Genomic DNA, 22,320 nt, shown 5'->3' with positions numbered 1-22,320 from the left:
CTTAGAGAGTCTCTGATCCGGTCAGGCGCAAGACGGTCTTGCGCAGGACACTGCTGTCGGGTTGGGTTTCGAAGGCTTTGGCCCAGACCTGGCGCGCTTCGCGGCGCTTGCCATTGGCCCAGAGCACTTCGCCCAGGTGGGCTGCCACTTCGTGATCGGGGAAGCGCACCAACGCCTGGCGCAGGTAGCGCTCGGCCTCATCCAGATTGCCCAGGCGATAGTTCACCCAGCCAAGGCTGTCGAGCACGGCAGGGTCGTCCGGGGTCAGTTGGTGGGCTTTTTCGATCAGGGCTTTGGCTTCGGCATAGCGCGTGGTGCGGTCGGCCAGGGTGTAGCCGAGAGCATTCAGGGCCATGGCGTTTTCCGGCTCGCGGGTGATGATTGCGCGCAGGTCCTTTTCCATCTGGCCGAGGTCGTCACGCTTTTCGGCGAGCATGGCGCGGGTATATAGCAGGTTGATGTCGTCCGGGTAGCGCTTGATAGCTTGCTGCAGTACTTGGTCGGCCTGCGCCGGCTTGTCGTTGTTGCCGTAGCTTTCGGCCTCGATCAGGTACAGCTGGATGGCGTAGTCGGGCTGCGCTTCGCGGGCTTCGGCGAGCAGGCGCGAGGCCTCGCGGCCGCGGCCGTTGGCGATGAGGATGTCGGCCTGGCGCAGTTGCGCCGGCAAGTAGTCAGCACCTGGGCCCACCAGTGCGTATTCGCGCAGCGCCGCTTGCGGGTCGTTGCGCTGCTCGCGGATCCGGCCCAGGTTGAGGTGCGCGGCATCGACGTTGCTGTCGCGTTCGACCAGCTCTTGCAGATAGCCTTCGGCCTCGTCCCAGTCCTTGTTTTCCAGGCATACCAGCGCCAGGGAATAGCGCAGTTCGTCATCCTCCGGGTACTGCTGGAGCATGCTTTCGAACTCGGCCTTGGCGTCGCCGATGCGGTCCTGTTCGACCAAGGTGCGCGCGTAGGTCAGGCGCAAGCGCTTGTCTTCCGGGTTGTCGCGGATTGCTCGGCGCAGCAGTGGCAGTGCTTCAGGGCCGCGGTCGAGGGCTTGCAGCAAGCGTGCACGGAGCAGGATCGGAGCGATTTCGCCATTTTGCGGTGGGTGCTGCTCCAGCAGAGCCAGCGCTTGCTCCGGTTTGTCGTCCTGATTGAGCAGCAGCGCCTTGCCGAAGATCAGCTGGCCGTTCTCGGGGTACTTCACCAGCAGGCGCTCGAAGCTCTGCATCAAGCCGTCCCGGGTGCTTTGATCGGTCTCGGCGGCAGACAGCGCGAGGAAGTCGAAATGGGTATCGCCCTTACCTTGCAGGACCTTTTCCATGAACACCATCGACTCGTCGTAGCGCCCGCCACGCGCCAGCTGGATCGCGGCGGCGCGTTGGGCGTCGAGGTTGTCCGGGTCGTTGCGGGCCCAGATCAGCGCGGTATCCAGCGCCGGTTCGTCGGCACCAAGGTACTCGGCAATGCGGAAGGCCCGCTCGGAGACGCCTGGGTCCTGGGTTTTCTCGGCCTGGTCCACGTAGTTGGCCAGGGCGATATCGAAACGGTTGCGCTGGCCGGCCAACTCGGCGACGAGCAGGCTGTAGAGGGTTTCCGGCTTGAACGATCCGTACACCACGGGCTTTTCCTGCGCAGCCTTGGCGGCCTCTGCAGCAGGCGGCTCGGCGGCGTTCTGCGGGGCCAGGCTTTGGCAGCCCTGCAGCAGGGCGAAGGTGAGCAGCAGTGCGTGGGATCTATTCATAGATAAGGTATAAAAGTGCTATCCGGCGGTCGCAGCATGATGACACAAGCGCAGTGGCAAACCCACCTGCGAAGCCATACCGCGTGATTAAGAATCAGGCGCGTGTAGTGGCCATCATGGCCACGATCTATTACGACAATAGTGAACGGTGGTTGTTCTGGAACCTGCGAAGTAGGACAATTATCGGCTTCACGTCACAACCAGCGACCTTGCATGGCCTTTCTTGCACTTGGTATCAACCATAAGACTGCCTCGGTAGACGTACGCGAGCGCGTGGCGTTTACGCCCGAGCAACTGGTCGACGCCCTGCAGCAGCTCTGCCGACTGACCGCCAGCCGCGAGGCAGCGATCCTGTCGACCTGCAACCGCAGCGAGCTTTACATAGAGCAGGACCAGTTGACCGCCGACGCGGTGCTGCAATGGCTGGCCGACTACCACCAGCTCAGCGTAGATGAACTGCGCGCAAGCGCCTACGTGCATGAGGAACATGACGCCGTGCGGCACATGATGCGGGTCGCCTCCGGGCTGGACTCGCTGGTGCTGGGCGAGCCGCAGATCCTCGGCCAGATGAAGTCGGCCTACGCCGTGGCGCGTGAGGCTGGCACCATCGGGCCGCTGCTGGGGCGCCTGTTCCAGGCCACCTTCAGCGCCGCCAAGCAGGTACGGACCGACACCGCGATCGGCGAAAACCCGGTGTCGGTGGCGTTTGCCGCGGTCAGCCTGGCCAAGCAGATCTTCAGTGACCTGGGCCGTAGCCAGGCGCTGCTGATCGGTGCTGGCGAAACCATCACCCTGGTTGCCCGCCATCTGCATGAGCAGGGCGTGCGCCGTATCGTCGTGGCCAACCGTACCCTGGAGCGGGCAAGCATGCTCGCCGAGCAGTTCGGCGCCCATGCCGTGCTGCTGGCGGACATCCCCCAGGAGCTGGCGCACAGCGACATTGTTATCAGTTCCACCGCCAGCCAGTTGCCGATCCTGGGCAAGGGCGCGGTCGAAAGCGCGCTGAAGCAACGCCGGCACAAGCCGATCTTCATGGTCGACATTGCCGTGCCGCGCGACATCGAAGCGCAGGTCGGCGAGCTGGATGACGTCTATCTGTATACCGTTGATGACCTGCACGATGTCGTCGCCGAGAACCTCAAAAGTCGCCAGGGCGCGGCGCAGGCTGCCGAAGAGCTGGTTGCGGCCGGCGCCGGCGACTTCATGGTTCGCCTGCGCGAGCTGGCTGCGGTCGACGTGCTCAAGGCCTACCGCCAGCAGAGTGAACGGCTGCGCGATGAAGAGCTGCAGAAGGCCCAGCGGCTGCTGGCCAACGGCGGCAACCCGGAGGACGTGCTGGCCCAGCTGGCCCGAGGGCTGACCAACAAATTGCTGCACGCACCCAGCGTGCAGCTGAAAAAGCTCTCGGCCGAGGGCCGCGTCGATGCGCTGGCCATGGCCCAGGAACTCTTTGCCCTCAACGAGGGCTCCACGGACAAACCCCCGCAATGAAAGCGTCGCTGCTGAATAAACTGGATATCCTCCAGGACCGCTTCGAGGAACTGACTGCCCTGCTCGGTGATGGCGAGGTCATTGCCGACCAGACGCGCTTCCGGGCCTATTCCAGGGAATACGCCGAAGTCGAGCCGGTGATGAGCGCCTACCAGGAATGGCGCAAGGTCCAGGCTGACCTCGAGGGCGCGCAGGCGCTGCTCAAGGACAGCGACCCGGACATGCGCGAGATGGCCGTCGAGGAAGTCCGCGAAGCCAAGGAGCAGTTGGTCGAGCTGGAGTCGCAGCTGCAGCGCATGCTGCTGCCCAAGGACCCCAACGACGGTCGCAACGTGTTCCTTGAAATCCGTGCTGGCACCGGCGGCGACGAGGCGGCGATTTTCTCCGGCGACCTGTTTCGCATGTACTCGCGTTACGCCGAGAAGCGTGGTTGGCGCCTGGAAATTCTGTCCGAGAACGTCGGCGAGCACGGCGGCTATAAAGAGATCATCGCGCGCATCGAAGGTGATAACGTCTACGCCAAGCTCAAATTCGAGTCCGGCGCGCACCGTGTGCAGCGGGTGCCGGAGACCGAATCGCAAGGGCGTATCCATACCTCCGCCTGCACCGTGGCAGTGCTGCCCGAGCCCGACGAGCAGGTCGCGATCGAGATCAATCCGGCTGACCTGCGTGTAGACACCTACCGGGCCTCCGGTGCTGGCGGTCAGCACATCAACAAGACCGACTCGGCGATCCGCATCACCCACTTGCCGACCGGCATCGTGGTCGAGTGCCAGGAAGAGCGTTCCCAGCACAAGAACCGCGCCCGCGCCATGTCCTGGCTGTCGGCCAAGCTCAACGACATCCAGACCAGCGCTGCACAGAACGCCATTGCCAGCGAGCGCAAGCTGTTGGTCGGCTCGGGTGACCGCTCCGAGCGCATTCGCACCTATAACTATCCGCAGGGACGGGTGACCGATCACCGCGTCAACCTGACCCTGTACTCCCTGGATGACATCCTCGCCGGCGGCGTCGATGCCGTGATCGAACCGTTGCTGGCCGAATACCAGGCCGATCAATTGGCTGCCCTGGGGGACTGATGACCATTATTGCCAGCCTGCTGCGCAACGCACAGTTGCCAGATTCGCCGACCGAGCGGCTCGATGCCGAGTTGCTGCTGGCGGCTGCCCTAGGCAAGTCGCGCAGTTTTCTCCACACCTGGCCTGAGCGCATCGTCAGCAGTGAGGCCGCGCAGGTGTTTGCCGACTATCTCGCGCGCCGCCGTGACGGCGAGCCGGTGGCTTATATTCTCGGTCAGCAGGGGTTCTGGAAGCTCGACCTCGAGGTTGCGCCAGACACCCTGATCCCGCGGCCCGATACCGAGCTGCTGGTTGAAACCGCCCTCGAGCTGCAAGCCGGCGGCCCGGCGCGGTTGCTCGATCTGGGCACTGGAACCGGCGCGATCGCCTTGGCCCTGGCCAGCGAACGCCCGGTTTGGCAGGTGGTTGCAGTAGACCGGATCGACGCCGCCGTGGCGCTGGCCGAGCGTAATCGTCAGCGCTTGCAGTTGAGCAACGTCGAGGTGCGCAAGAGCCACTGGTTCGACGCCCTGGCTGGCGAGCGCTTCGCGATGATTCTGAGCAACCCGCCGTATATCCGTGCTGCCGACCCGCATCTGGTCGCTGGCGATGTGCGCTTCGAGCCGAGCAGTGCCCTGGTGGCAGGTGACGATGGCCTGGATGACCTGCGCGTGATCATTGCCCAGGCGCCTGAGCACCTCGTCGAAGGCGGCTGGTTGTTGCTCGAGCACGGCTACGATCAGGCTGATGCTGTGCGTGAACTGCTCAGCCAACAGGGCTTCACCGAGGTCGCCAGCCGGCGTGACCTGGGCGGCCACGAACGCATCTCGCTGGGGCGCCTGCCATGCTGAGTGATCAGGAACTGCTGCGCTACAGTCGGCAGGTCCTGCTGGCTCAAGTGGATATCGACGGCCAGTTGCGGCTCAAGCAGAGCAAGGCGCTGGTGGTCGGCGTCGGCGGCCTCGGCTCGCCGGTGGCGTTGTACCTGGCAGCGGCGGGGGTTGGCGAGCTGCACCTGGCCGACTTCGACACGGTCGACCTGACCAACTTGCAGCGGCAGATCATCCACGACACCGACAGTGTCGGCATGGGCAAGGTCGACTCGGCGATCAGGCGCCTGCAGGCGATCAACCCGGAGATCAAGCTGGTTGCGCACCGCTTGGCGCTGGACGAGGATTCCCTGGCAGCGGTTGTGTCAGCGGTCGATGTGGTGCTGGATTGCTCGGATAACTTCACCACCCGCGAGGCGGTCAATGCCGCGTGCGTAGCTGCGGCCAGGCCTCTGGTCAGCGGCGCGGCGATTCGCCTCGAAGGCCAGCTGTCGGTGTTCGACACACGGCGCGACACCAGCCCTTGCTACCACTGCCTGTACGGTCACGGCAGCGAGGCCGAACTGACCTGCAGCGAAGCCGGCGTGATCGGTCCGTTGGTGGGCCTGGTCGGTAGCCTGCAGGCACTCGAAGCACTCAAGCTGCTGGCCGAGTTCGGCGAGCCGCTGGTTGGCCGCCTGTTGCTGATCGATGCGCTGACTACGCGCATGCGCGAGCTGCGGGTCAAGCGTGACCCTGCCTGCGCCGTGTGCGCTCAGCGCCATGGCTGAGCGCTCGGCGCCGGTCGGCGTGATGGACTCGGGGGTCGGCGGCTTGTCGGTGCTCGCCGAGATCCAGCGCCGGCTACCGAACGAATCACTGCTATACGTGGCCGACAGTGGTCACGTTCCCTACGGCGAAAAATCCCCTGACTACATCCGCCAGCGCTTGCGCCATATCGCTGAGTTTTTTCAGCAGCAAGGTGCCAAGGCAATGGTGCTGGCCTGTAATACCGCGACCGTGGCCGCCGTAGCCGATCTACGCGAGCAGTACCCGCAGTGGCCGTTGGTGGGGATGGAACCTGCGGTCAAACCGGCGGCGGCGGCGACTCGTTCAGGCGTAGTGGGAGTGCTGGCTACCACCGGTACTCTGCAAAGTGCCAAATTTGCCGCCTTGCTCGACCGCTTCGCCAGCGACGTCCGCGTCATCACCCAGCCCTGTCCGGGGTTGGTCGAGCGGATCGAGGCGGGCGACCTGATCAGCGCCGAGTTGCGCCGGTTGCTCGCAGGCTATGTTCAACCGCTGCTGCAGGCGGGTTGTGACACGCTGATTCTGGGCTGTACGCATTATCCCTTCTTGCGTCCGCTACTGGCCGAACTGGTTCCGGCAGATGTAGCGATCATCGATACCGGGGCTGCGGTGGCCCGGCAACTTCAGCGTTTGCTCGGCGAACGTGACCTGTTGGCAGAGGGGCCGGCGCAGCAGACCGCCTTCTGGACCAGCAGTGATCCGGACAATTTAAGAAAAATCCTACCTTTGTTGTGGAGAAAGTCCGACAGTGTGCGAAGCTTCCCATTGTAAAAAAAAAGTGAAAAGCCACCTAGAAAGCTGAACTATCGTACAAGCTTTGATTTCTATTAGGTGCCGATGGGGCATAACACTTAAAACAGCAAAGGAAAGGGATGTTTCTCATGAAGAAACTGCTTGGTTTAGCGGCGGCTGCCGCTTTGGCAATGGGGCAAATGTCTGCGGCACAGGCGGCGGACGTTTCGCTTTCGGTAGGGCAGACCGGCGACTCCACCATGGTCTATCGCCTGGGCCTGCAATCGAACTGGGATGCCAGCTGGTGGCAAACCAGTGTTGGTCGGGTAACCGGCTACTGGGATGGCGCCTACACCTTCTGGGACGGCGACACCACTGCCAGCAACCACAGCCTGTCGTTCGCGCCGGTATTCGTCTATGAATTCGCCGGTGACAGCGTCAAACCGTACATCGAAGCCGGTATTGGTGTCGCTGCGTTCTCGCGCACCAAGCTGGAAAGCAATGACCTGGGCTCGTCGTTCCAGTTCGAAGACCGTATCGGCTTCGGCCTGCGCTTTGCCGGCGGCCACGAGATCGGCGTGCGCGCGATCCACTACTCCAATGCCGGGATCAAGCAGCCCAACGATGGCGTAGAGAGCTACTCACTGCATTACCGTATGGCGCTGTAAGCGCGCCGTCAGGTAGCCGGGGCCGCCAGGCGGCCCCGGAACCGCTCTAGCGCGGTAACGGCCACAGGCTGCTCAGGCTCCACACTTCCAACACCAGTTCCGACTCCCGTTCACGCAGGCTGCTGACCAGCACTTGCGCTGCGGTTTCGGCTGTCCATTGTTCGGGGATGGCATGCGCGGCTGTGACCGGCGCCTGCAGCGATTGTGGTGCGACCACGGTCAAACCGATGCCGTGCGCCTGCAGTGCCTGGCGCTGCTCGCGGAACCAGTGCGTCAAGCTGTTGCTGGCGTTGAGCGGCTGATTGGGATGGTGCAGTTGCATCGCAGAATAGCGGCTGAGAATGGCCATGACCTGTGGCGAGCTGCCGTTGGCCAACAGAGGCGCAGCTGCCATCAGGCAATTGCTGCTGGCTTGCCGATTGCTGGTGACGATCGCCTCCAGCACTTTGTCATCAGGAAGCTCGGGCGCGAGGTAATCACAGGTCCCAGCATTGATGATCAACCCATCCAACGAGCCCCATACGGCCTGCACCTGCGCAGCGGCCTCGGTAGCCCTAGCATAGTCATGCAGCTGCCACGGCAGCGGCAAAAAGCGCTCACCCTGATCCTCGCTCAGCGTATCCAGCAGATGGCTGTCGTTGCAGCTGGCTGCAACCCGATGGCCTTGCTTGAGCAACTCAATCACCAGTGCCAGACCAAGCCCATTGGTAGCACCGGTGATCCAAAAACTGCTTGTGTGAGTCACACATTGCCCTCTAATCCTGCCGAGCGGCCCTTGAAGGCTTCCAATGCGCGCTGGCGACTGCTTGCGAGATCCACAATTGGACTCTGATAAGAGGTTGTAGCAAAAAGATCAGCAGATTTCACGGGCAAATGAATGGATTTATCGTCGCGGGCCTTCAATTGGGGGAGCCACTGACGAATAAAGCGCCCTTTGGGATCAAAACGTTGCGATTGCGTCACCGGATTGAAGATGCGGAAGTACGGTACCGAGTCGGTGCCGGTCGATGAGCTCCACTGCCAGCCACCGTTGTTGGCGGCAAGGTCGCCGTCGATCAGATGACGCATGAAGTGCCGCTCTCCGTGGCGCCAGTCGATCAGCAGGTTCTTGCTCAGAAACATCGCGACGATCATGCGCAGGCGGTTATGCATCCAGCCAGTTGCCAGCAGTTGCTGCATCGCTGCGTCGATGATGGGGAAGCCGGTGCGGCCTTGTTCCCAGGCCTTCAAATCTTCCGGTGCATCGCGCCAGGGCAGGGCAGCGGTGTGCGCGCGGAATGGTTGGTGGCGCGAGACCTGTGGATAACCGACCAGGATGTGTTTGTAGAATTCACGCCAGAGCAGTTCGTTGATCCAGGTCTGCACGCCGGCACTGCCGCTGTCGAACTCGCCGCGATTGGCCGACAACGCCGCATGCAGGCACTGCCGAGGGGAAATGACCCCCGCTGCCAGGTATGCGGACAACTGGCTGGTGCCGGGTTCGGCCGGTAAATCGCGCAGTTGCAGGTAATCATCGATGCTGTGTTCGGCAAACTCGGCGAGGCGCCGCTGCGCTTCTTTTTCACCGGCGGGCCACAACTCCCGCAACGCCTGAGTGGGCTCGGCAAATCCGTCGAAGCCAGATGGAATCCGGTCGCTGGCGATCTTCGTCGCAGCTTGTTTCGCAACTCTGCTGGCCATGGCAGGCATGCCATGCTGCAGACGCTCGAGGCAGGCACGCTTGAACTGGCCGAACACTTGAAAATACTGGCCGGCCTTGGTCAGCACGGTGCCGGGGCTGAGCAGCAACTGATCAAGGTAACGATGCACGCTGATGTCGCTGCTGCGCAGCAGGGCCTCTGCGCACTCATCGCGTAGTTGCTCGTTGACGCCATACTCGTCATTCCAGTGCACTGCTTCCACCGCGTGCTCCCGGCAGATATCGAGCAGCACTTGCGGCACCTGAGCCCAGTCGTCGGTGTGGCGAATCAGCAGCGGGATGTTCAGTTGCTGCAGTGATTGGCTCAATTCGCGCAGGTTGCGCAACCAGAAGTCGACCTTGCACGGGGCATCGTCATGGCTCAACCATTGCGCGGGGCTGGCTATCCACACAGCCACGGTGGGGCCGCGTTCACAGGCAGCGCTGAGGGCGCTGTTGTCATCGATGCGCAGGTCGCTGCGCAGCCACATCAATTGCATGAAGAAGTCGTCTTTGGCGGGGTGAGCGCAGGTTGCTGAAGCAGGCGCAGCGCGGCCTGCGGTGTGTCGAACAGGGACAGGCCGGGTTGCTGCATGGCTTCCAGTTGGGTCTGGTGCAGGGCAATTGTTTCGCCACCCAGTAGTTTTACCGCATCGATGCCATGCAGCGCGCGCTCAAGGGCGGCATAGTCAACGCGCGGGCCGAGCAGCAGTACCAGCACCTGCGCTTGTAGCTCGCTCACGGCGCGTTGCAGCTGCGCGCCGGCGACCTCGAACTCGAGCACCTCGACGGCGCGGCCACTGCTGGTAAACAGCCAGGCGCACAGCCACAGATGCGCGTCGAAACCGCGATCGCTGTCGACCACCAACAGCACCGGCGGCCCTGTAAGCTGCTGATTGTCGTGATACACCCGTGCGCCGAACTTGCTGCGCAGCCAGGTGTGAAAAAACGCCTGCTCGAGGCGGGCGTTGAAATGCGTCTGCCAGCGCCGGGCGAGGCTGTGCAGCAACGGCAGCAGCAGCTGTTCACAGAGCGTGACGGCCGGGTACAGCGCCATGGCCTGATTGAGCTGCTGGTCGAGGGTGCGCTGGGACAAGTTGCCCACCGCTTCGATCAACGCCTGCTCGCGCAACTGCCAGTCCCCTTGTGGGGCAACGCTTGGGGCGTGTTCAAGCAGCTCACGGACCTGGCCGACCGAAGCACCACGCTCGAGCCAGCGCAGGATCGCCTGCACCTGCTCGACTTGATCGGAGCCATACAAGCGATGCCCCTTGGCCGTGCGTTGTGGCTTGAGCAAACCGTAGCGACGCTCCCAGGCGCGCAAGGTGACCGGGTTGACCCCGGTGCGGCGGGCAAGCTCGCCAATGGGCATCAAATCTTCAGACTGCATTGCGTAGACCTAGACTCTCGGGGTGGGGCTGCAGATAGGCCTGCTGGCTGAGGTAGGGGTCTGGATGTACCCGCAGGTGGTGTTTGAGCAGGGTCATCGGTACTACCAATGGCACGATTCCTTGCTGATATTGGCCGATTACCTGCTGCAGCTCGGCGCGGTCACCCTGATCCAGCGCATCGCGCAGATAACCGCTCAGGTGCAGCAGCACGTTGCAATGGGTGCCGCGGTTGGCCGGGCGGCGCAGTGCCTGCATCAGGAGGCTGAAGTACTGCGCGCCGACCTGCTGCGGGTCGTCATCCTTGCGCATGCTGCCCAACAGCCGGCCAAGCTCGCGATAGGCTTTGGGATTGTTGGCCATCAGCAGGTATTTGTACCGCGAATGGAAACTCACCAACGCACCCCGGCTCAGCCCCACAGCCAGTTGCTGCTGCCAGTCGGCGTAGGCATACACGCGGCTGATGAAGTTCTCCCGCAGCACCGGATCATGCAGGCGGCCCTCCTCTTCGACCGGCAGATCGGGGCGGCGCGCGCAGAAAGCGTCGGCGTAGGCACCGCGGCCACCTTTGAGCGCAGGGTGGCCGTTGTCCTGATAGACCTTGACCCGCTCCAAGCCGCATGAGGGCGACTTCTGCATGAAGATATAACCGCAGACATCGCCGATCTCATCAGCCATCTGCTCGCCATAGGCGCGCAGTGGGGCAGAGTAGTTGGCGCCGGGGTTGCGCGTGGCAACCACTTCGGGGTGTTGCGGATCACCTACCAGGCGGATCGGATCGCGCGGAATACCCAGACCGATGGCGACCTCAGGGCACAACGGTGCCCAGTCGAAGTGCGCTTCGAAAGCACTCAAGCAGAGTTCGGAAGCCTTGTGCCCGCCGTTGTAGCGCACGTTCTCGCCGAGCAGGCAGGCACTGATGCCAATGCGGGGTTTCGCCAACGCGTTCATCGCTGCCTCCAGAATACCTGTACAAGGTTGCTCCTTGTGTACAAGTCTATTCCAGCACAGCCACGCATTTATGCAAATAGTTTTTTCTGTACAGGTTTACAGCCAGATCTATTCCAGATGCTCGAGCAAGCGTCTTGCCGCTTCCTGGCCACTCAACCAAGCACCTTCGACCCGGCCAGACAAGCACCAGTCGCCACAGGCGTACAAGCCCAGGTCAGCATCCGCGAGCGCCCCCCATTCATGGCCAGCGGCGGGGCGGGCATACAACCAACGGTGGGCCAGGGCAAAGGTTGGGGCCGGCACCGCGCAGCCAATCAGCTCGGCAAACTCGCCGCTCAACTGCTCGATCACCAGCTCTTTGCTCAGGTCGATGTGCTGCTTGCTCCAGTCTGACGTGGCATGCAGCACCCAGGTGTCGAGCTGCTCGTCGCGCCCTGGTTTGCTGCGGTTGCGCGCCAGCCAGTCAAGTGGGTTGTCCTGCACGAAGCAACCTTGCATGGGCGTTTGTAGTGGCGTCTCGAAGGCCAGGGCGATGGCCCAGGTGGGTTCCATCTGCACGCCGGCGGCGACCGCTGCCAATTTTGGGGTTGCTGCCAGCAGTGGCGTGGCTTGCGGTGCGGGCACGGCAATCACGACCCGGCTGAAGGGGCCGTGGCTGCAGCCTTCAGTATCCTGCAGGTGCCAGTACTGCTTGCCGCGAAACACCTCGGCGATGCGGCAGCCGAAATTGACTGTAACGTCGTTGAGTAGGCCGCGAGTGATGGCGCTCATGCGCGGCACGCCGACCCAGCGCACTTGCTCGTCTGGGGAAGGGCTGAGGACGCCATCGCGATAGTTGTACAGCTGCGGCTTCCATTGCGCGGCATGGCCAGCGGCTTCCCACTGTTGCACCTGCTCGACGAAGCGCCGGTCGCGGGCAGTGAAGTACTGCGCGCCCAGGTCGAGCGCACCGGCATCGCTGCGCTTGCTGGCCATCCGCCCACCACTGCCGTGGCCTTTGTCGAACAAGTGCACAGTCTGCCCGGCGGCCTGCAGGGCCTGGGCTGCGGAAAGGCCGGCAATGCCGGCACCAATGATGGCAATAGGTACTGTCATGATGGCCTCTTCTAACCTTGCTTGAAACAGATTACGCGGTCTTGCAAACCTGTACAATGCGCAAAGTTTGTATAAGGTTATTCCGCTCTACAGGCCAGCTTGGCCTATGTTTATCCGAGAGCGTGCGGTCAAGAAAGTGCCTTGTTGTTAAAAATAGACCACCCCGACGATCTGCGAGGACACAGCCATGCATATATTGCTGACAGGCGGTACCGGTTTGCTCGGCAGGCATCTTTGCCGTCTGTGGACTGGCCAGGGCCATCGGTTGACGGTCTGGAGCCGGCGCCCGGAACAGGTGCCGATGCTTTGTGGCAGCGGCGTACGCGGTATCGCCCAGCTGGATGATCTGGCTGCCGATGACCCGATCGACGCAGTGATCAATCTGGCCGGCGCACCGATTGCCGACCGGCACTGGACCGCAGCGCGGCGCAACCTGCTTTGGGCCAGCCGCATTACTTTGACCGAGCAGTTGCTGGCGTGGCTGCAAAAGCGCGAGCAGCGCCCTGAGGTGCTGGTGTCAGGCTCAGCAGTGGGCTGGTATGGCGATGGCGGTGAGCGCGAGCTGACCGAGGCTTCGCAACCGGTCAAGGAGGACTTCGCCAGCCAGCTGTGCATCGCCTGGGAAGAGACCGCGCAGCGTGCTCAAGCGCTTGGCATACGCGTGGTGCTGGTGCGGACCGGGTTGGTGCTGGCCAGCGATGGCGGCTTTTTGTCGCGCCTGCGCCTGCCGTTCAAACTCGGCCTGGGCGGGCCGCTGGGCAGTGGTCGGCAGTGGATGCCGTGGATCCATATAGATGATCAGGTCGCCCTGATAGATTTTCTCATGCGCCACAACGACGCCAGCGGTCCTTATAATGCCTGCGCGCCCGAGCCTGTGCGCAACCGTACCTTTGCCAAATGCCTGGGCAAGGCGCTGCATCGACCGGCGTTGTTGCCCGTGCCGGCGCTGGTGTTGAAGGCCGGGCTGGGCGAGCTGTCTACTTTGCTTCTCGGTGGCCAGCGTGCGCGCCCGACCCGCTTGCTGGCGGCTGGCTTCACCTTCCGTTTCAACGATCTGCAATCGGCGCTGGACAACCTGTCCGGGCGCCTCTGACATAGGACGCTGCATGACCGATCATGCCCTGCTGCTGGTCAACCTGGGTTCGCCAGCCTCCACTTCGGTAGCCGACGTGCGCCGTTACCTCAACCAGTTTCTGATGGACCCGTACGTGATCGACCTGCCGTGGCCGGTGCGGCGCTTGCTGGTGTCGCTGATCCTGATCAAGCGCCCTGAGCAGTCGGCTCATGCCTACGCGTCGATCTGGTGGGATGAGGGCTCGCCGCTGGTGGTGCTGACCCGTCGTCTGCAAGCCGCCATGCATGCGCATTGGCCGCATGGCCCGGTGGAAGTAGCCATGCGCTATGGCCAGCCGGCGCTGCCGGAGGTGCTCAAGCGCCTGGCTGCGCAGGGCGTACGCAAGGTGACATTGGCGCCGCTCTATCCGCAGTTCGCTGACAGTACGGTAACCACCGTGATCGAGTTGGCGACGCAGACCATTGCACAGAACCGGTTGCCGCTGGAGATGCGGGTGTTGCAGCCGTTCTATGATCAGCCGAGCTATATCGATGCGTTGGTGGCCAGTGCGCGGCCGTATCTGCAGGATGACTATGACCATCTGTTGTTGAGCTTCCATGGGCTGCCTGAGCGGCATCTGAAGAAGCTTGATCCGACCGGCAATCATTGCTTCCAGAGTGCCGATTGCTGCCAGCAGGCGTGTGCCAATGTGCGGGCGGTGTGCTATCGCTCGCAGTGCCTGGCCAGTGCGGCGGCGTTTGCCAAGGCGATGGGCATTGCGGATGGCAAGTGGTCGGCTTCGTTCCAGTCGCGGTTGGGGCGGGCCAAGTGGATCGAGCCTTATACCGAGACGCGGCTTGATGAGTTGGCCAAGGCTGGGGTGAAGCGGTTGCTGGTGATGTGCCCGGCGTTTGTTGCTGACTGTATCGAGACGCTCGAGGAGATCGGGGATCGGGGGCGGGAGCAGTTTATCGAGGCTGGGGGGGAGGAGTTGGTGCTTGTGCCTTGTTTGAATGATCATCCGCAGTGGGCTCGGACGTTGGCTCGGCTTTGTGAAGAGGGCTGATGTATGGGGGGCGGTTTTCTTTGCACTATCCAATTGATTTAGGGGCTGTTATGGCCCCTTTCGCCCTTACGGCGAGTCACTTTTGGCAAACGCCCGGCGTTTGCCAAAAAAGTGACTCGCTGTAAGGGCGAAAGGGGCCCTAACTATTCACACAAATACCGGATAAACCCCAACAAAGCAGGGTCACCCAATCACCTCTCAGGGCAACTGATCATCCAGCTTGTTGTTCTTCCACCCATCATTCCCAGGCAGCAACAGATTCAACACAATCGCCACAATGGCACACAGCGCAATGCCCTTCAGGCCCCAGTCATCCGGCCCATCACCGCTGCCAATCAGTACCCCGCCAATCCCGAACACCAAGGTCACCGAAACGATCACCAGGTTACGCGCCTCGCTCAGGTCGATCTTGTGGCGGATCATGGTGTTCATCCCCACCGCTGCAATCGAACCAAACAGCAAACACAGGATGCCACCCATGACCGGTACCGGAATGCTCTGCAGCAGCGCGCCGAACTTGCCGACAAACGCCAGGGTTATGGCAAACACCGCCGCCCAGGTCATGATCTTCGGGTTGTAGTTCTTGGTCAGCATCACCGCACCGGTCACTTCCGCGTAGGTCGTGTTGGGCGGCCCGCCGAACAGGCCGGCAGCAGTAGTGGCCAGGCCATCGCCCAGCAGCGTGCGATGCAGGCCGGGCTTTTTCAGGTAGTCGCGTCCAGTCACGCTGCCGACAGCAATCACTCCACCGATATGCTCGATTGCCGGCGCCAAGGCCACCGGCACGATGAACAGAATCGCCTGCCAGTTGAACGCTGGCGCGGTGAAATGGGGAATCGCCAGCCAGGGCGCCGCAGCGATCTTGGCAGTGTCGACCACGCCAAAGGCAAAGGCCATGGCAAAACCGACCAGAACCCCGGCAATGATCGGCACCAGGCGGAAGATGCCCTTGCCGAACACGGCCACGATCAAGGTCGTCAGCAGGGCCGGCATGGAAATCAGCATCGCGGTCTGATACGGAATCAGCACAGCGCCATCGCCGCCCTTGCCCATGGCCATGTTGGCGGCAATCGGCGCCATCGCCAGGCCGATTGAAATGATCACCGGGCCGATCACCACCGGCGGCAGCATGCGGTCGATGAAACCGGTGCCTTTGATCTTCACCATCATGCCCATGAAGGTGTAGACGAAGCCTGCCGCCATCACTCCGCCCATGGTCTCGGCCAGGCCGAACTGACCTTTGGCGAGGATGATCGGGGTGATGAAGGCGAAGCTCGAGGCGAGAAACACCGGTACCTGACGGCCCGTTACCAGCTGGAACAGCAAGGTGCCGATGCCGGCGGTGAACAGCGCCACGTTAGGGTCGAGGCCGGTGATCAGCGGCATCAGCACCAGCGCGCCAAATGCCACGAAGAGCATCTGCGCGCCCGAGACGACCTGGCGCCAGAGCGGGTCGTTGAAGCCGTCCTGCATGATCAGGCGTCCTTCTGCTTGGTGCCGAAGATCTTGTCACCGGCATCGCCCAGGCCTGGGATGATGTAGCCGTGCTGGTTGAGGCGCTCGTCGATCGAGGCGGTGTAAATGCTCACATCCGGGTGGGCCTTCTCGACTGTGGCGATACCCTCGGGGGCCGCCACCAGCACCATGGCGCGGATCTCCTTGCAGCCGGCTTTTTTCAGCAGGTCGATGGTTGCGACCATCGACGCACCGGTGGCCAGCATCGGGTCGATGATCAGTGCCAGGCGCTGATTGATGTCCGGTGCCAGCTTCTCAAGGTAGGTGTGCGCTTCGAGGGTTTCTTCGTTGCGGGCGACGCCCACGGCGCTGACCTTGGCGCCCGGGATCAGGCTGAGCACGCCGTCGAGCATGCCGATGCCGGCACGCAGGATCGGTACTACAGTGATCTTCTTGCCGGCGATTTTCTCGACCTGGACTTTACCGCTCCAGCCGTCGATTTCGTAGGATTCCAGTGGCAGGTCCTGGGTGGCCTCATAAGTCAGCAGGGCGCCCACTTCCTGGGCGAGTTCGCGAAAGTTCTTGGTGCTGATATCGGCACGGCGCATAAGGCCGAGCTTGTGGCGGATCAGCGGATGGCGGATCTCACGAGTAGGCATGGGGGAGGGCTCCGGAAGGCGGGCAAAAAAACCGCGCTAGATTAATCTATTCAGCCTGAGCTGTCGCTTTGTCATTGTGCACGTTAGTCCATAAACGCTTGATCTGAGGCCAGCGGATGCGTACCTTTGCCCGCTTTTCCGATTCCGACCCCTGGGGAGCGCCATGTCCGCCGATCTCGAGCACATCCGCCAAGTCATGCGCGAAGCTGACTGCCTGTACAACGAAGCCGAGGTCGAAGCGGCCATCGCCAAGGTAGGCGAGCACATCAGCCGCGAGCTGCATGAGAAGAACCCGGTCGTGTTCTGCGTCATGAACGGTGGCCTGATTTTCGCCGGCAAGCTGCTTACCCATCTGCAGTTCCCGCTCGAAGCGTCCTACCTGCACGCCACTCGCTACCGCAACCAGACCAGCGGCGGTGAGCTGTTCTGGAAGGCCAAGCCGGAAGTATCGTTCATTGACCGCGATGTGCTGATCGTCGATGACATTCTCGACGAGGGCCACACCCTCAGCGCGATCATCGAGTTCTGCAAGCATGCCGGCGCCCGTGAGGTGTACACCGCAGTGCTGATCGACAAGGAGCATGACCGTAAGGCCAGTCCGGACCTGAAAGCCAACTTCGTCGGTTTGCCGTGCATCGACCGCTACATCTTCGGCTATGGCATGGACTACAAAGGCTACTGGCGCAACGCCAACGGCATCTTCGCCGTAAAGGGCCTGTAAGCCATGCGCGCGCCGGCATTCATCGACCAGTCCTTGTTTGCCGGCCTGGCCGAGCAGGCTGCGGCCAACCCGCGCGGGCGTCAGCACCATAACTTTCATGCCATGGCCGAACCGTGCCACCGCATGGCGGTTGGCTTGCAGCCTGACACCTACATCCCGCCGCATCGCCACCTGAGCGAAGACAAAGCCGAGGCCTTGCTGGTGCTCAAAGGGCGCCTTGGCCTGCTGCTGTTCGACGAGAAGGGCGGGGTTATCGAAAAACGCCTGCTCGAGGCCGGTGGCGAGTGCCTCGGTGTCGACCTGCCACCGGGTGTCTATCACGCGCTGGTGGTGCTCGCCGCCGACAGCATTCTGTTCGAGTGCAAGGCCGGCCCTTATCGCCCGGTGGGTGAGGGTGAGCTGGCGCCATGGGCGCCGCGTGAGGGTGAGCCAGGGGTTGCCGCATACCAGGTGTGGATGCGCGCGCAGTTCGCCTGAGCGGGCATGCTAGAGTGCGGCTTCATGCCAAGGAGCCTCACATGCGTGCGTTCATTCCCTTGCTGTTGGCGCTGAGCCTGCCATTGTCTGCGGCGCCCCTGCACAGCCAGTTTCTGCCACCTGATGACCAGTCGCTGCGCCAAGAGGCGCCGACCAGTCAACAGTTGCTGCAAGTCACCGACTACTCGGTGGTGGTTGGCACCCAGCGTCAGTCTGACCAACAACCGATCCCGATCACCGCCTCGCTGCAGATGCGCCTGAAAGGCAAGCCGCTGAGCAAGGGCGCGACGATTACCCAAGTATTGCTCAGCTTCGATGGTGAAGGTGGCAAGAGCCTGAAGAAGCCAGTCTACGACGACAAGACCCGCACCCTGAGCCTGAATTACCCGATGGCCGACTACCGGGTGATCATCGACCTGCTGCGCAACGAGACCCTCTACGTGCAGTTTCTGACTTACGCCAACGGCCATGTCTGGGCGGATCTGCATACCGGCACCGTACGTACGCGTTGAGGCCTGCGCATTGGCGGGGGTACACTGCCGCCCTGCGAAATTTGGTGATGGCTTAGGTGGAGTCGGCAATGCGTAAAGACAAGAAGCAAGTGATTGGTGACGAGATCAGTGACGACTACATCAAGTCGTTTCTGCAGTACGACCCGGCCGACGGCGTGACATCGCCGTCCGCGCACAAGCTGGTCAAAGCCTATCGTGGCCTGCGCATCGATGACTTCGAGCGGTTTGTCGGGTTCTTCGTCGAGGCGGGTTATGAGCTGGACGGCAAGGACGAGCACGGTCAAACTTTCGTCGAGCAGATCGCTGATCAGCGTAATGCGGCGGAGTACATCGAGATCATCAACGCCCGTGGTTGAGTGATCTGAGTCTGGGGTGATTTGGGGCCGCAGAGCGGCCCCTAGACCGGTCAGGCGTAATGCTGAGCCGGGCTGCTTTCAACCATCTGCAATACCTGGTCGTTATGCTCGCTGACCTTGCGGTACAGCGCTGCATCGCTGGCCAGGACACTTTCCCGAGCAGGGAAGATCTCGTGCAGCTTGCTCGCCCAGGCACCCTTGGCTTGCTCAGGGAAGCAGCGTTCGATCAGATCAAGCATGATCGACACCGTCACCGAGGCACCAGGGGATGCGCCCAGCAGGGCCGCCAGGCTGCCGTCGGCCGCCGCAACCAGCTCGGTGCCAAATTGCAGCACGCCGCCTTTTTTCGGGTCTTTCTTGATGATCTGCACGCGCTGGCCGGCCACTTCCAGACGCCAGTCTTCGGCTTTGGCTTCTGGGTAGAAGCGGCGCAGCGAGTCCAGGCGTTGCTCCATCGACTGCATCACTTCACTGACCAGGTACTTGGTCAGGTCCATGTTGTCGCGCGCGACTGCCAGCATCGGACCGAGGTTGCCCAGGCGTACCGACAGTGGCAGGTCGAGCAGCGAACCGTGCTTGAGGAACTTGGTGGTGAAGCCGGCGTAGGGGCCGAACAGCAGCGAGGTTTTGCCGTCGACGACACGGGTATCCAGGTGCGGCACCGACATCGGCGGAGCGCCCACGGCAGCCTGGCTGTAGACCTTGGCCTGGTGCTGCTTGACGATTTCCGGGTTGTCGCAGCGTAGCCACTGGCCGCTCACCGGGAAGCCGCCAAAGCCTTTGCTCTCGGGAATGCCCGAAGCCTGCAGCAATGGCAATGCCGCGCCACCAGCGCCGAGAAAGACAAAGCGTGCATCGACTTCACGGCTACCGCCGCTGTTGACGTCCTTGATGCTGACGGTCCAGCCGGCGCCGTTACGGCGCAGGCCGACGACCTTCTTGCTGTACTTGACCTGGCTGTCCGCGGTGTTGCCGAGGATTTTCAGCAGCTTGTTGGTCAAGGCACCGAAGTTGACGTCGGTGCCTTTCATCACGCGGGTTGCGGCGATGTGCTGGTCGGCCGGGCGGCCGGGCATCATCAACGGCATCCAGTCGCGCATCACCGCCTTGTCTTCGGTGTACTCCATCTCGCTGAAGGCGTGGTGCTGCTTGAGCAGCTCGAAACGCTTCTTGAGGAAGGACACGCCCTTGTCACCTTCGACGTAGCTCAGGTGTGGCACGGGATTGATGAAGTCACGCGGCGCGCCGAGGCCACCCTTGTTGATCAGGTAAGCCCAGAACTGCCGTGACACCTCGAACTGAGTGTTGATGTGCACGGCCTTCTTGATGTCGATGCTGCCATCGGCGGCCTGCGGCGTGTAGTTCAGCTCGCACAGGCCGGCATGGCCGGTCCCGGCGTTGTTCCAAGGGTTCGAGCTTTCTGCAGCCCCGGAGTCCATCGCCTCGACGACCTCCAGTTTGAGGGCCGGGTCGAGCTCCTTGAGCAGTACGGCCAGGGTGGCACTCATGATGCCCGCGCCTACCAGTACTACATCAACCGATTCGTTCTGCGCCATTAACGCGTCTCCACAATCTACAGCACCTAATTGACAGCATAGGATCCCTGGGGTTGCCAGGCTCGCCATGTCCGACTCTTCGCAGTTCTTGCAACTTCGCGAACACCGCCAATCAGTCTCAGGGTTCAGCTATTGAACGCTGATTGCCACGGCTGCGGCAATTCGACTTATGGTCAAGGTGTCCGACGTGCGTTATGGACCGGCCTCAGTGACTCATCATGGATGAGCGCCAATACCGGCCATCAGGGGCTGTTGGGGACACATCTGCTGCTGTTGCACATGCCAGACTGTTCATTTGCTCGCCACACTCTTGTGAAGTTGTGAAAACCTGGTTTTTTCCACGCTCTTTTGGAGACGTGAACCTCAAAAAGGGACTGCGCGATGGCAACCCACAGGTTCATGCAGTGCAGAAGGCCAGAAAAAGCAGGCGCAACAGCCGGATGCAAGACCTGAAGTGGAAGGCTCTCTGTGGGCGAGGCGGTGAAGGTGCCGGGGTCAATCGGCAGGTGCGGGGCCCGATCAGGAGACGTCCTTATAATCGGGGGGAGATTATAGCGATGTCGCGGGCAGAAAGGTCGTTAATCGCGGTTTTTATTGCAGCATTTGTCAGGCGGGCAGGCTGCGTTGCTGCCAACGACGGCTTGCACTGACGCAAACCCGGGCGCTAGCAGGCAAGGTCCGGCCCAGCCAGGCAAGCTGCATGTCACTGACCTGAACCCAGCCGCTACCGCTGGGCGGCAGGCTGCACTGCTTGAAACCCAGGCAGCAACCGGTGCTGTCGAGGCGAGCATAGATAAGCTGGGGCGAGCGCTTGAACAGCAGGTTCCAGAGCGAGGCCATGGCGGCGAATCCTTTATGGAGTGGGCTGGGCCAAGGATAACGGCGCGGCCATGAAAGCATTATGACAAGCGGATATAGCCGATAGCTGGCGTTCAAGCGGCTGGGTATACTGTGGGCCTTTGCCGCATTTTCTGGAGAAACGCGCATGTTGCAACGTCTGCTGTTCGGTTTGCTCGCGGTGGCCAGCCTGAGCCTGGTCGGTTGTGCCCACAGCCCGCAACAACTCAGCCCGCAACCCAAGCTGACCACTCAGCTCAACCCGGTCGGTCGCGGCCAGCCTGTCGTGGTGCGGGTGGTCGATGGTCGTCCTTCGCAGTCGCTCGGCACCCGTGGCGGCATGTACCCGGAAACCAGCACCATCAGCGTCAACGGCAACGATGTCGTGCCCAAGCTGCAGGCTCAGGCCGAAGCTGCGGTGCGTCTGCTCGGTTTCACCCCGACCCAGGGCGGCTCCAATGCGCCGCAGTTGACCGTGACCCTGGCCGAACTGAAGTACCAGTCGCCCAAGGACAAAATGTATGTGACCGAGGCGACCATCGGCGCGACCTTCCGTGCTGACGTAGCCAATGCCAACCGCCGTTACAGCGGCCGTTACGGCGCTTCGCTGGATCAGCGCTTCGGCATGGCGCCGAACCAGGAAACCAACACCAAGCTGGTCAGTGATGTGCTCAGCGATGCCTTGACCCGTCTGTTCAAGGACCCGACCATCGGTCAGGTGCTCGGCGAGTAAGCGTTCGTCACAGCCAGGTCATAAAAAAACCGCTGCCTGAATCTCAGGCGGCGGTTTTTTTTCCTTCAGGAATAGGCAATAGCGCAGCGCAGAGAACAAAGTCTATGGCAGATGAAATCCGTCGGCAGTTGGTCGTAAAGCCGCAGCCAACGCGCCCGGCTTGGGTAGAATGCTCGGCTTTGCTGTCGCGACTGCGAGGTCTGTAATGTCTGTGCAAGTACTCTGGGGGCTGCTGGCGGCCCATCCGGCCAAGCTGATCAACCTGCTGGCACTGCTGATTACCTGCCCTGGCGGCCTGCTGCTGCAAAGCGCCCGGCGCCGGGCGGCGCTGACGCGGCGCAGCCTGGCGGTCGACGAAGGCCTGGTCGACGCCTTTGATCGGCGCGTGCCGCGTTACTACTACACCCTCGGCTCGGCGTGCCTGGCGCTGGCGCTGCTGTTGTCCTGGTTGAGTACCTGGATCTGACGGCGGGGCTGCTGCCAGCCCC

At 62.2% G+C, this 22,320-nt stretch carries 24 protein-coding genes; 14 read left to right on the top strand and 10 right to left on the bottom strand.

The annotated features are described in order from the left end of the window. Position 1: 1 nt before the first annotated feature. Positions 2-1,726, bottom strand: coding sequence for a tetratricopeptide repeat protein (locus HU736_RS13580; protein WP_103436033.1), 1,725 nt, complete (start codon positions 1,724-1,726; stop codon positions 2-4). 213 nt (positions 1,727-1,939) lie between these two features. On the opposite strand from HU736_RS13580, the gene hemA reads away from it, so the two are divergent. The 6 genes from hemA (at position 1,940) to HU736_RS13550 (ending at position 7,294) form a co-directional block, all read left to right on the top strand. Then, on the top strand, positions 1,940-3,217 hold the full coding sequence (gene hemA / locus HU736_RS13575; protein ID WP_101316492.1) for a glutamyl-tRNA reductase: 1,278 nt from the start codon (positions 1,940-1,942) through the stop codon (positions 3,215-3,217). Beyond that, a complete protein-coding gene (gene prfA, locus HU736_RS13570; RefSeq protein ID WP_101316494.1) occupies positions 3,214-4,296 on the top strand; it encodes a peptide chain release factor 1 in 1,083 nt (360 codons plus the stop codon). The genes hemA and prfA overlap by 4 nt, the downstream gene beginning before the upstream one ends. Continuing rightward, a complete protein-coding gene (gene prmC, locus HU736_RS13565) occupies positions 4,296-5,126 on the top strand; it encodes a peptide chain release factor N(5)-glutamine methyltransferase (RefSeq protein WP_101316496.1) in 831 nt (276 codons plus the stop codon). The genes prfA and prmC overlap by 1 nt, the downstream gene beginning before the upstream one ends. Then, positions 5,120-5,875 (top strand): molybdopterin-synthase adenylyltransferase MoeB, encoded by a 756-nt coding sequence (locus tag HU736_RS13560; protein WP_186701486.1) that lies wholly within the window; start codon positions 5,120-5,122, stop codon positions 5,873-5,875. Before prmC ends, HU736_RS13560 begins: the two co-directional genes overlap by 7 nt. Next, a complete protein-coding gene (gene murI / locus HU736_RS13555) occupies positions 5,868-6,665 on the top strand; it encodes a glutamate racemase (RefSeq protein ID WP_186701492.1) in 798 nt (265 codons plus the stop codon). The genes HU736_RS13560 and murI overlap by 8 nt, the downstream gene beginning before the upstream one ends. 110 nt (positions 6,666-6,775) lie before the next feature. Continuing rightward, complete coding sequence (locus HU736_RS13550) at positions 6,776-7,294, top strand: acyloxyacyl hydrolase (RefSeq protein ID WP_103438695.1); 519 nt, start codon at positions 6,776-6,778, stop codon at positions 7,292-7,294. Positions 7,295-7,340: 46 nt separating this feature from the next. Here HU736_RS13550 and HU736_RS13545 read toward each other — a convergent pair whose 3' ends face one another. The 5 genes from HU736_RS13545 to HU736_RS13525 all read right to left on the bottom strand — a co-directional run bounded on the left by HU736_RS13545 (position 7,341) and on the right by HU736_RS13525 (position 12,406). Beyond that, positions 7,341-8,039, bottom strand: a complete 699-nt coding sequence (locus HU736_RS13545) for an SDR family NAD(P)-dependent oxidoreductase (protein ID WP_186701485.1) — start codon at positions 8,037-8,039, stop codon at positions 7,341-7,343. Beyond that, positions 8,036-9,472: a deoxyribodipyrimidine photo-lyase gene (gene phrB / locus HU736_RS13540; RefSeq protein WP_186701484.1), complete on the bottom strand. Its 1,437-nt coding sequence runs from the start codon at positions 9,470-9,472 to the stop codon at positions 8,036-8,038. Before phrB ends, HU736_RS13545 begins: the two co-directional genes overlap by 4 nt. Further along, positions 9,463-10,362: a MerR family transcriptional regulator gene (locus HU736_RS13535; RefSeq protein ID WP_186701483.1), complete on the bottom strand. Its 900-nt coding sequence runs from the start codon at positions 10,360-10,362 to the stop codon at positions 9,463-9,465. Before HU736_RS13535 ends, phrB begins: the two co-directional genes overlap by 10 nt. Further along, positions 10,352-11,311, bottom strand: a complete 960-nt coding sequence (locus HU736_RS13530; protein WP_186701482.1) for a DUF523 and DUF1722 domain-containing protein — start codon at positions 11,309-11,311, stop codon at positions 10,352-10,354. The genes HU736_RS13535 and HU736_RS13530 overlap by 11 nt, the downstream gene beginning before the upstream one ends. 108 nt (positions 11,312-11,419) lie before the next feature. Continuing rightward, the gene (locus HU736_RS13525; RefSeq protein ID WP_103436041.1) at positions 11,420-12,406 is read right to left on the bottom strand and encodes an NAD(P)/FAD-dependent oxidoreductase; all 987 of its coding nucleotides are present in this window, start codon (positions 12,404-12,406) and stop codon (positions 11,420-11,422) included. Between the two features lie 187 nt (positions 12,407-12,593). On the opposite strand from HU736_RS13525, the gene HU736_RS13520 reads away from it, so the two are divergent. After that, positions 12,594-13,499, top strand: a complete 906-nt coding sequence (locus tag HU736_RS13520) for a TIGR01777 family oxidoreductase (protein ID WP_186701481.1) — start codon at positions 12,594-12,596, stop codon at positions 13,497-13,499. A gap of 13 nt (positions 13,500-13,512) precedes the next feature. Beyond that, complete coding sequence (hemH, locus tag HU736_RS13515; protein WP_103436043.1) at positions 13,513-14,526, top strand: ferrochelatase; 1,014 nt, start codon at positions 13,513-13,515, stop codon at positions 14,524-14,526. Between the two features lie 198 nt (positions 14,527-14,724). On the opposite strand, the gene HU736_RS13510 is transcribed toward hemH, so the two are convergent. Then, positions 14,725-15,999, bottom strand: coding sequence for a uracil-xanthine permease family protein (locus tag HU736_RS13510; protein ID WP_103436044.1), 1,275 nt, complete (start codon positions 15,997-15,999; stop codon positions 14,725-14,727). Between the two features lie 2 nt (positions 16,000-16,001). Beyond that, positions 16,002-16,640: a uracil phosphoribosyltransferase gene (gene upp, locus HU736_RS13505; RefSeq protein WP_101316519.1), complete on the bottom strand. Its 639-nt coding sequence runs from the start codon at positions 16,638-16,640 to the stop codon at positions 16,002-16,004. Positions 16,641-16,803: 163 nt separating this feature from the next. Here upp and HU736_RS13500 point away from each other — a divergent pair, with 163 nt between their 5' ends. From HU736_RS13500 to HU736_RS13485, 4 genes are all read left to right on the top strand, one after another. Beyond that, positions 16,804-17,361, top strand: coding sequence for a hypoxanthine-guanine phosphoribosyltransferase (locus HU736_RS13500; protein ID WP_103436045.1), 558 nt, complete (start codon positions 16,804-16,806; stop codon positions 17,359-17,361). Positions 17,362-17,364: 3 nt separating this feature from the next. Continuing rightward, positions 17,365-17,838, top strand: a complete 474-nt coding sequence (locus HU736_RS13495; RefSeq protein WP_103436046.1) for a WbuC family cupin fold metalloprotein — start codon at positions 17,365-17,367, stop codon at positions 17,836-17,838. A gap of 41 nt (positions 17,839-17,879) precedes the next feature. Further along, a complete protein-coding gene (locus HU736_RS13490; RefSeq protein ID WP_103436047.1) occupies positions 17,880-18,350 on the top strand; it encodes a hypothetical protein in 471 nt (156 codons plus the stop codon). Positions 18,351-18,418: 68 nt separating this feature from the next. Beyond that, positions 18,419-18,706, top strand: a complete 288-nt coding sequence (locus tag HU736_RS13485) for a PA4642 family protein (protein WP_186701480.1) — start codon at positions 18,419-18,421, stop codon at positions 18,704-18,706. Between the two features lie 50 nt (positions 18,707-18,756). Here the strand turns inward: HU736_RS13485 and mqo are convergent, their stop codons facing one another. Both mqo and HU736_RS13475 read right to left on the bottom strand, forming a co-directional pair. Further along, on the bottom strand, positions 18,757-20,262 hold the full coding sequence (mqo, locus tag HU736_RS13480; RefSeq protein WP_186701479.1) for a malate dehydrogenase (quinone): 1,506 nt from the start codon (positions 20,260-20,262) through the stop codon (positions 18,757-18,759). Between the two features lie 606 nt (positions 20,263-20,868). Then, entirely contained in the window at positions 20,869-21,102 is a 234-nt protein-coding gene (locus HU736_RS13475) for a hypothetical protein (protein WP_103436049.1), read from the bottom strand. Positions 21,103-21,247: 145 nt separating this feature from the next. Here HU736_RS13475 and HU736_RS13470 point away from each other — a divergent pair, with 145 nt between their 5' ends. Both HU736_RS13470 and HU736_RS13465 read left to right on the top strand, forming a co-directional pair. After that, entirely contained in the window at positions 21,248-21,832 is a 585-nt protein-coding gene (locus tag HU736_RS13470) for a YajG family lipoprotein (protein WP_101316532.1), read from the top strand. 205 nt (positions 21,833-22,037) lie between these two features. Continuing rightward, positions 22,038-22,298, top strand: coding sequence for a hypothetical protein (locus HU736_RS13465; RefSeq protein ID WP_186701478.1), 261 nt, complete (start codon positions 22,038-22,040; stop codon positions 22,296-22,298). Positions 22,299-22,320: the final 22 nt, after the last annotated feature.

This window comes from Pseudomonas shirazensis, assembly GCF_014268785.2.
GTDB classification, from domain to species: Bacteria; Pseudomonadota; Gammaproteobacteria; order Pseudomonadales; family Pseudomonadaceae; genus Aquipseudomonas; species Aquipseudomonas shirazensis.
This window is presented reverse-complemented; position numbering and strand designations above follow the sequence as displayed.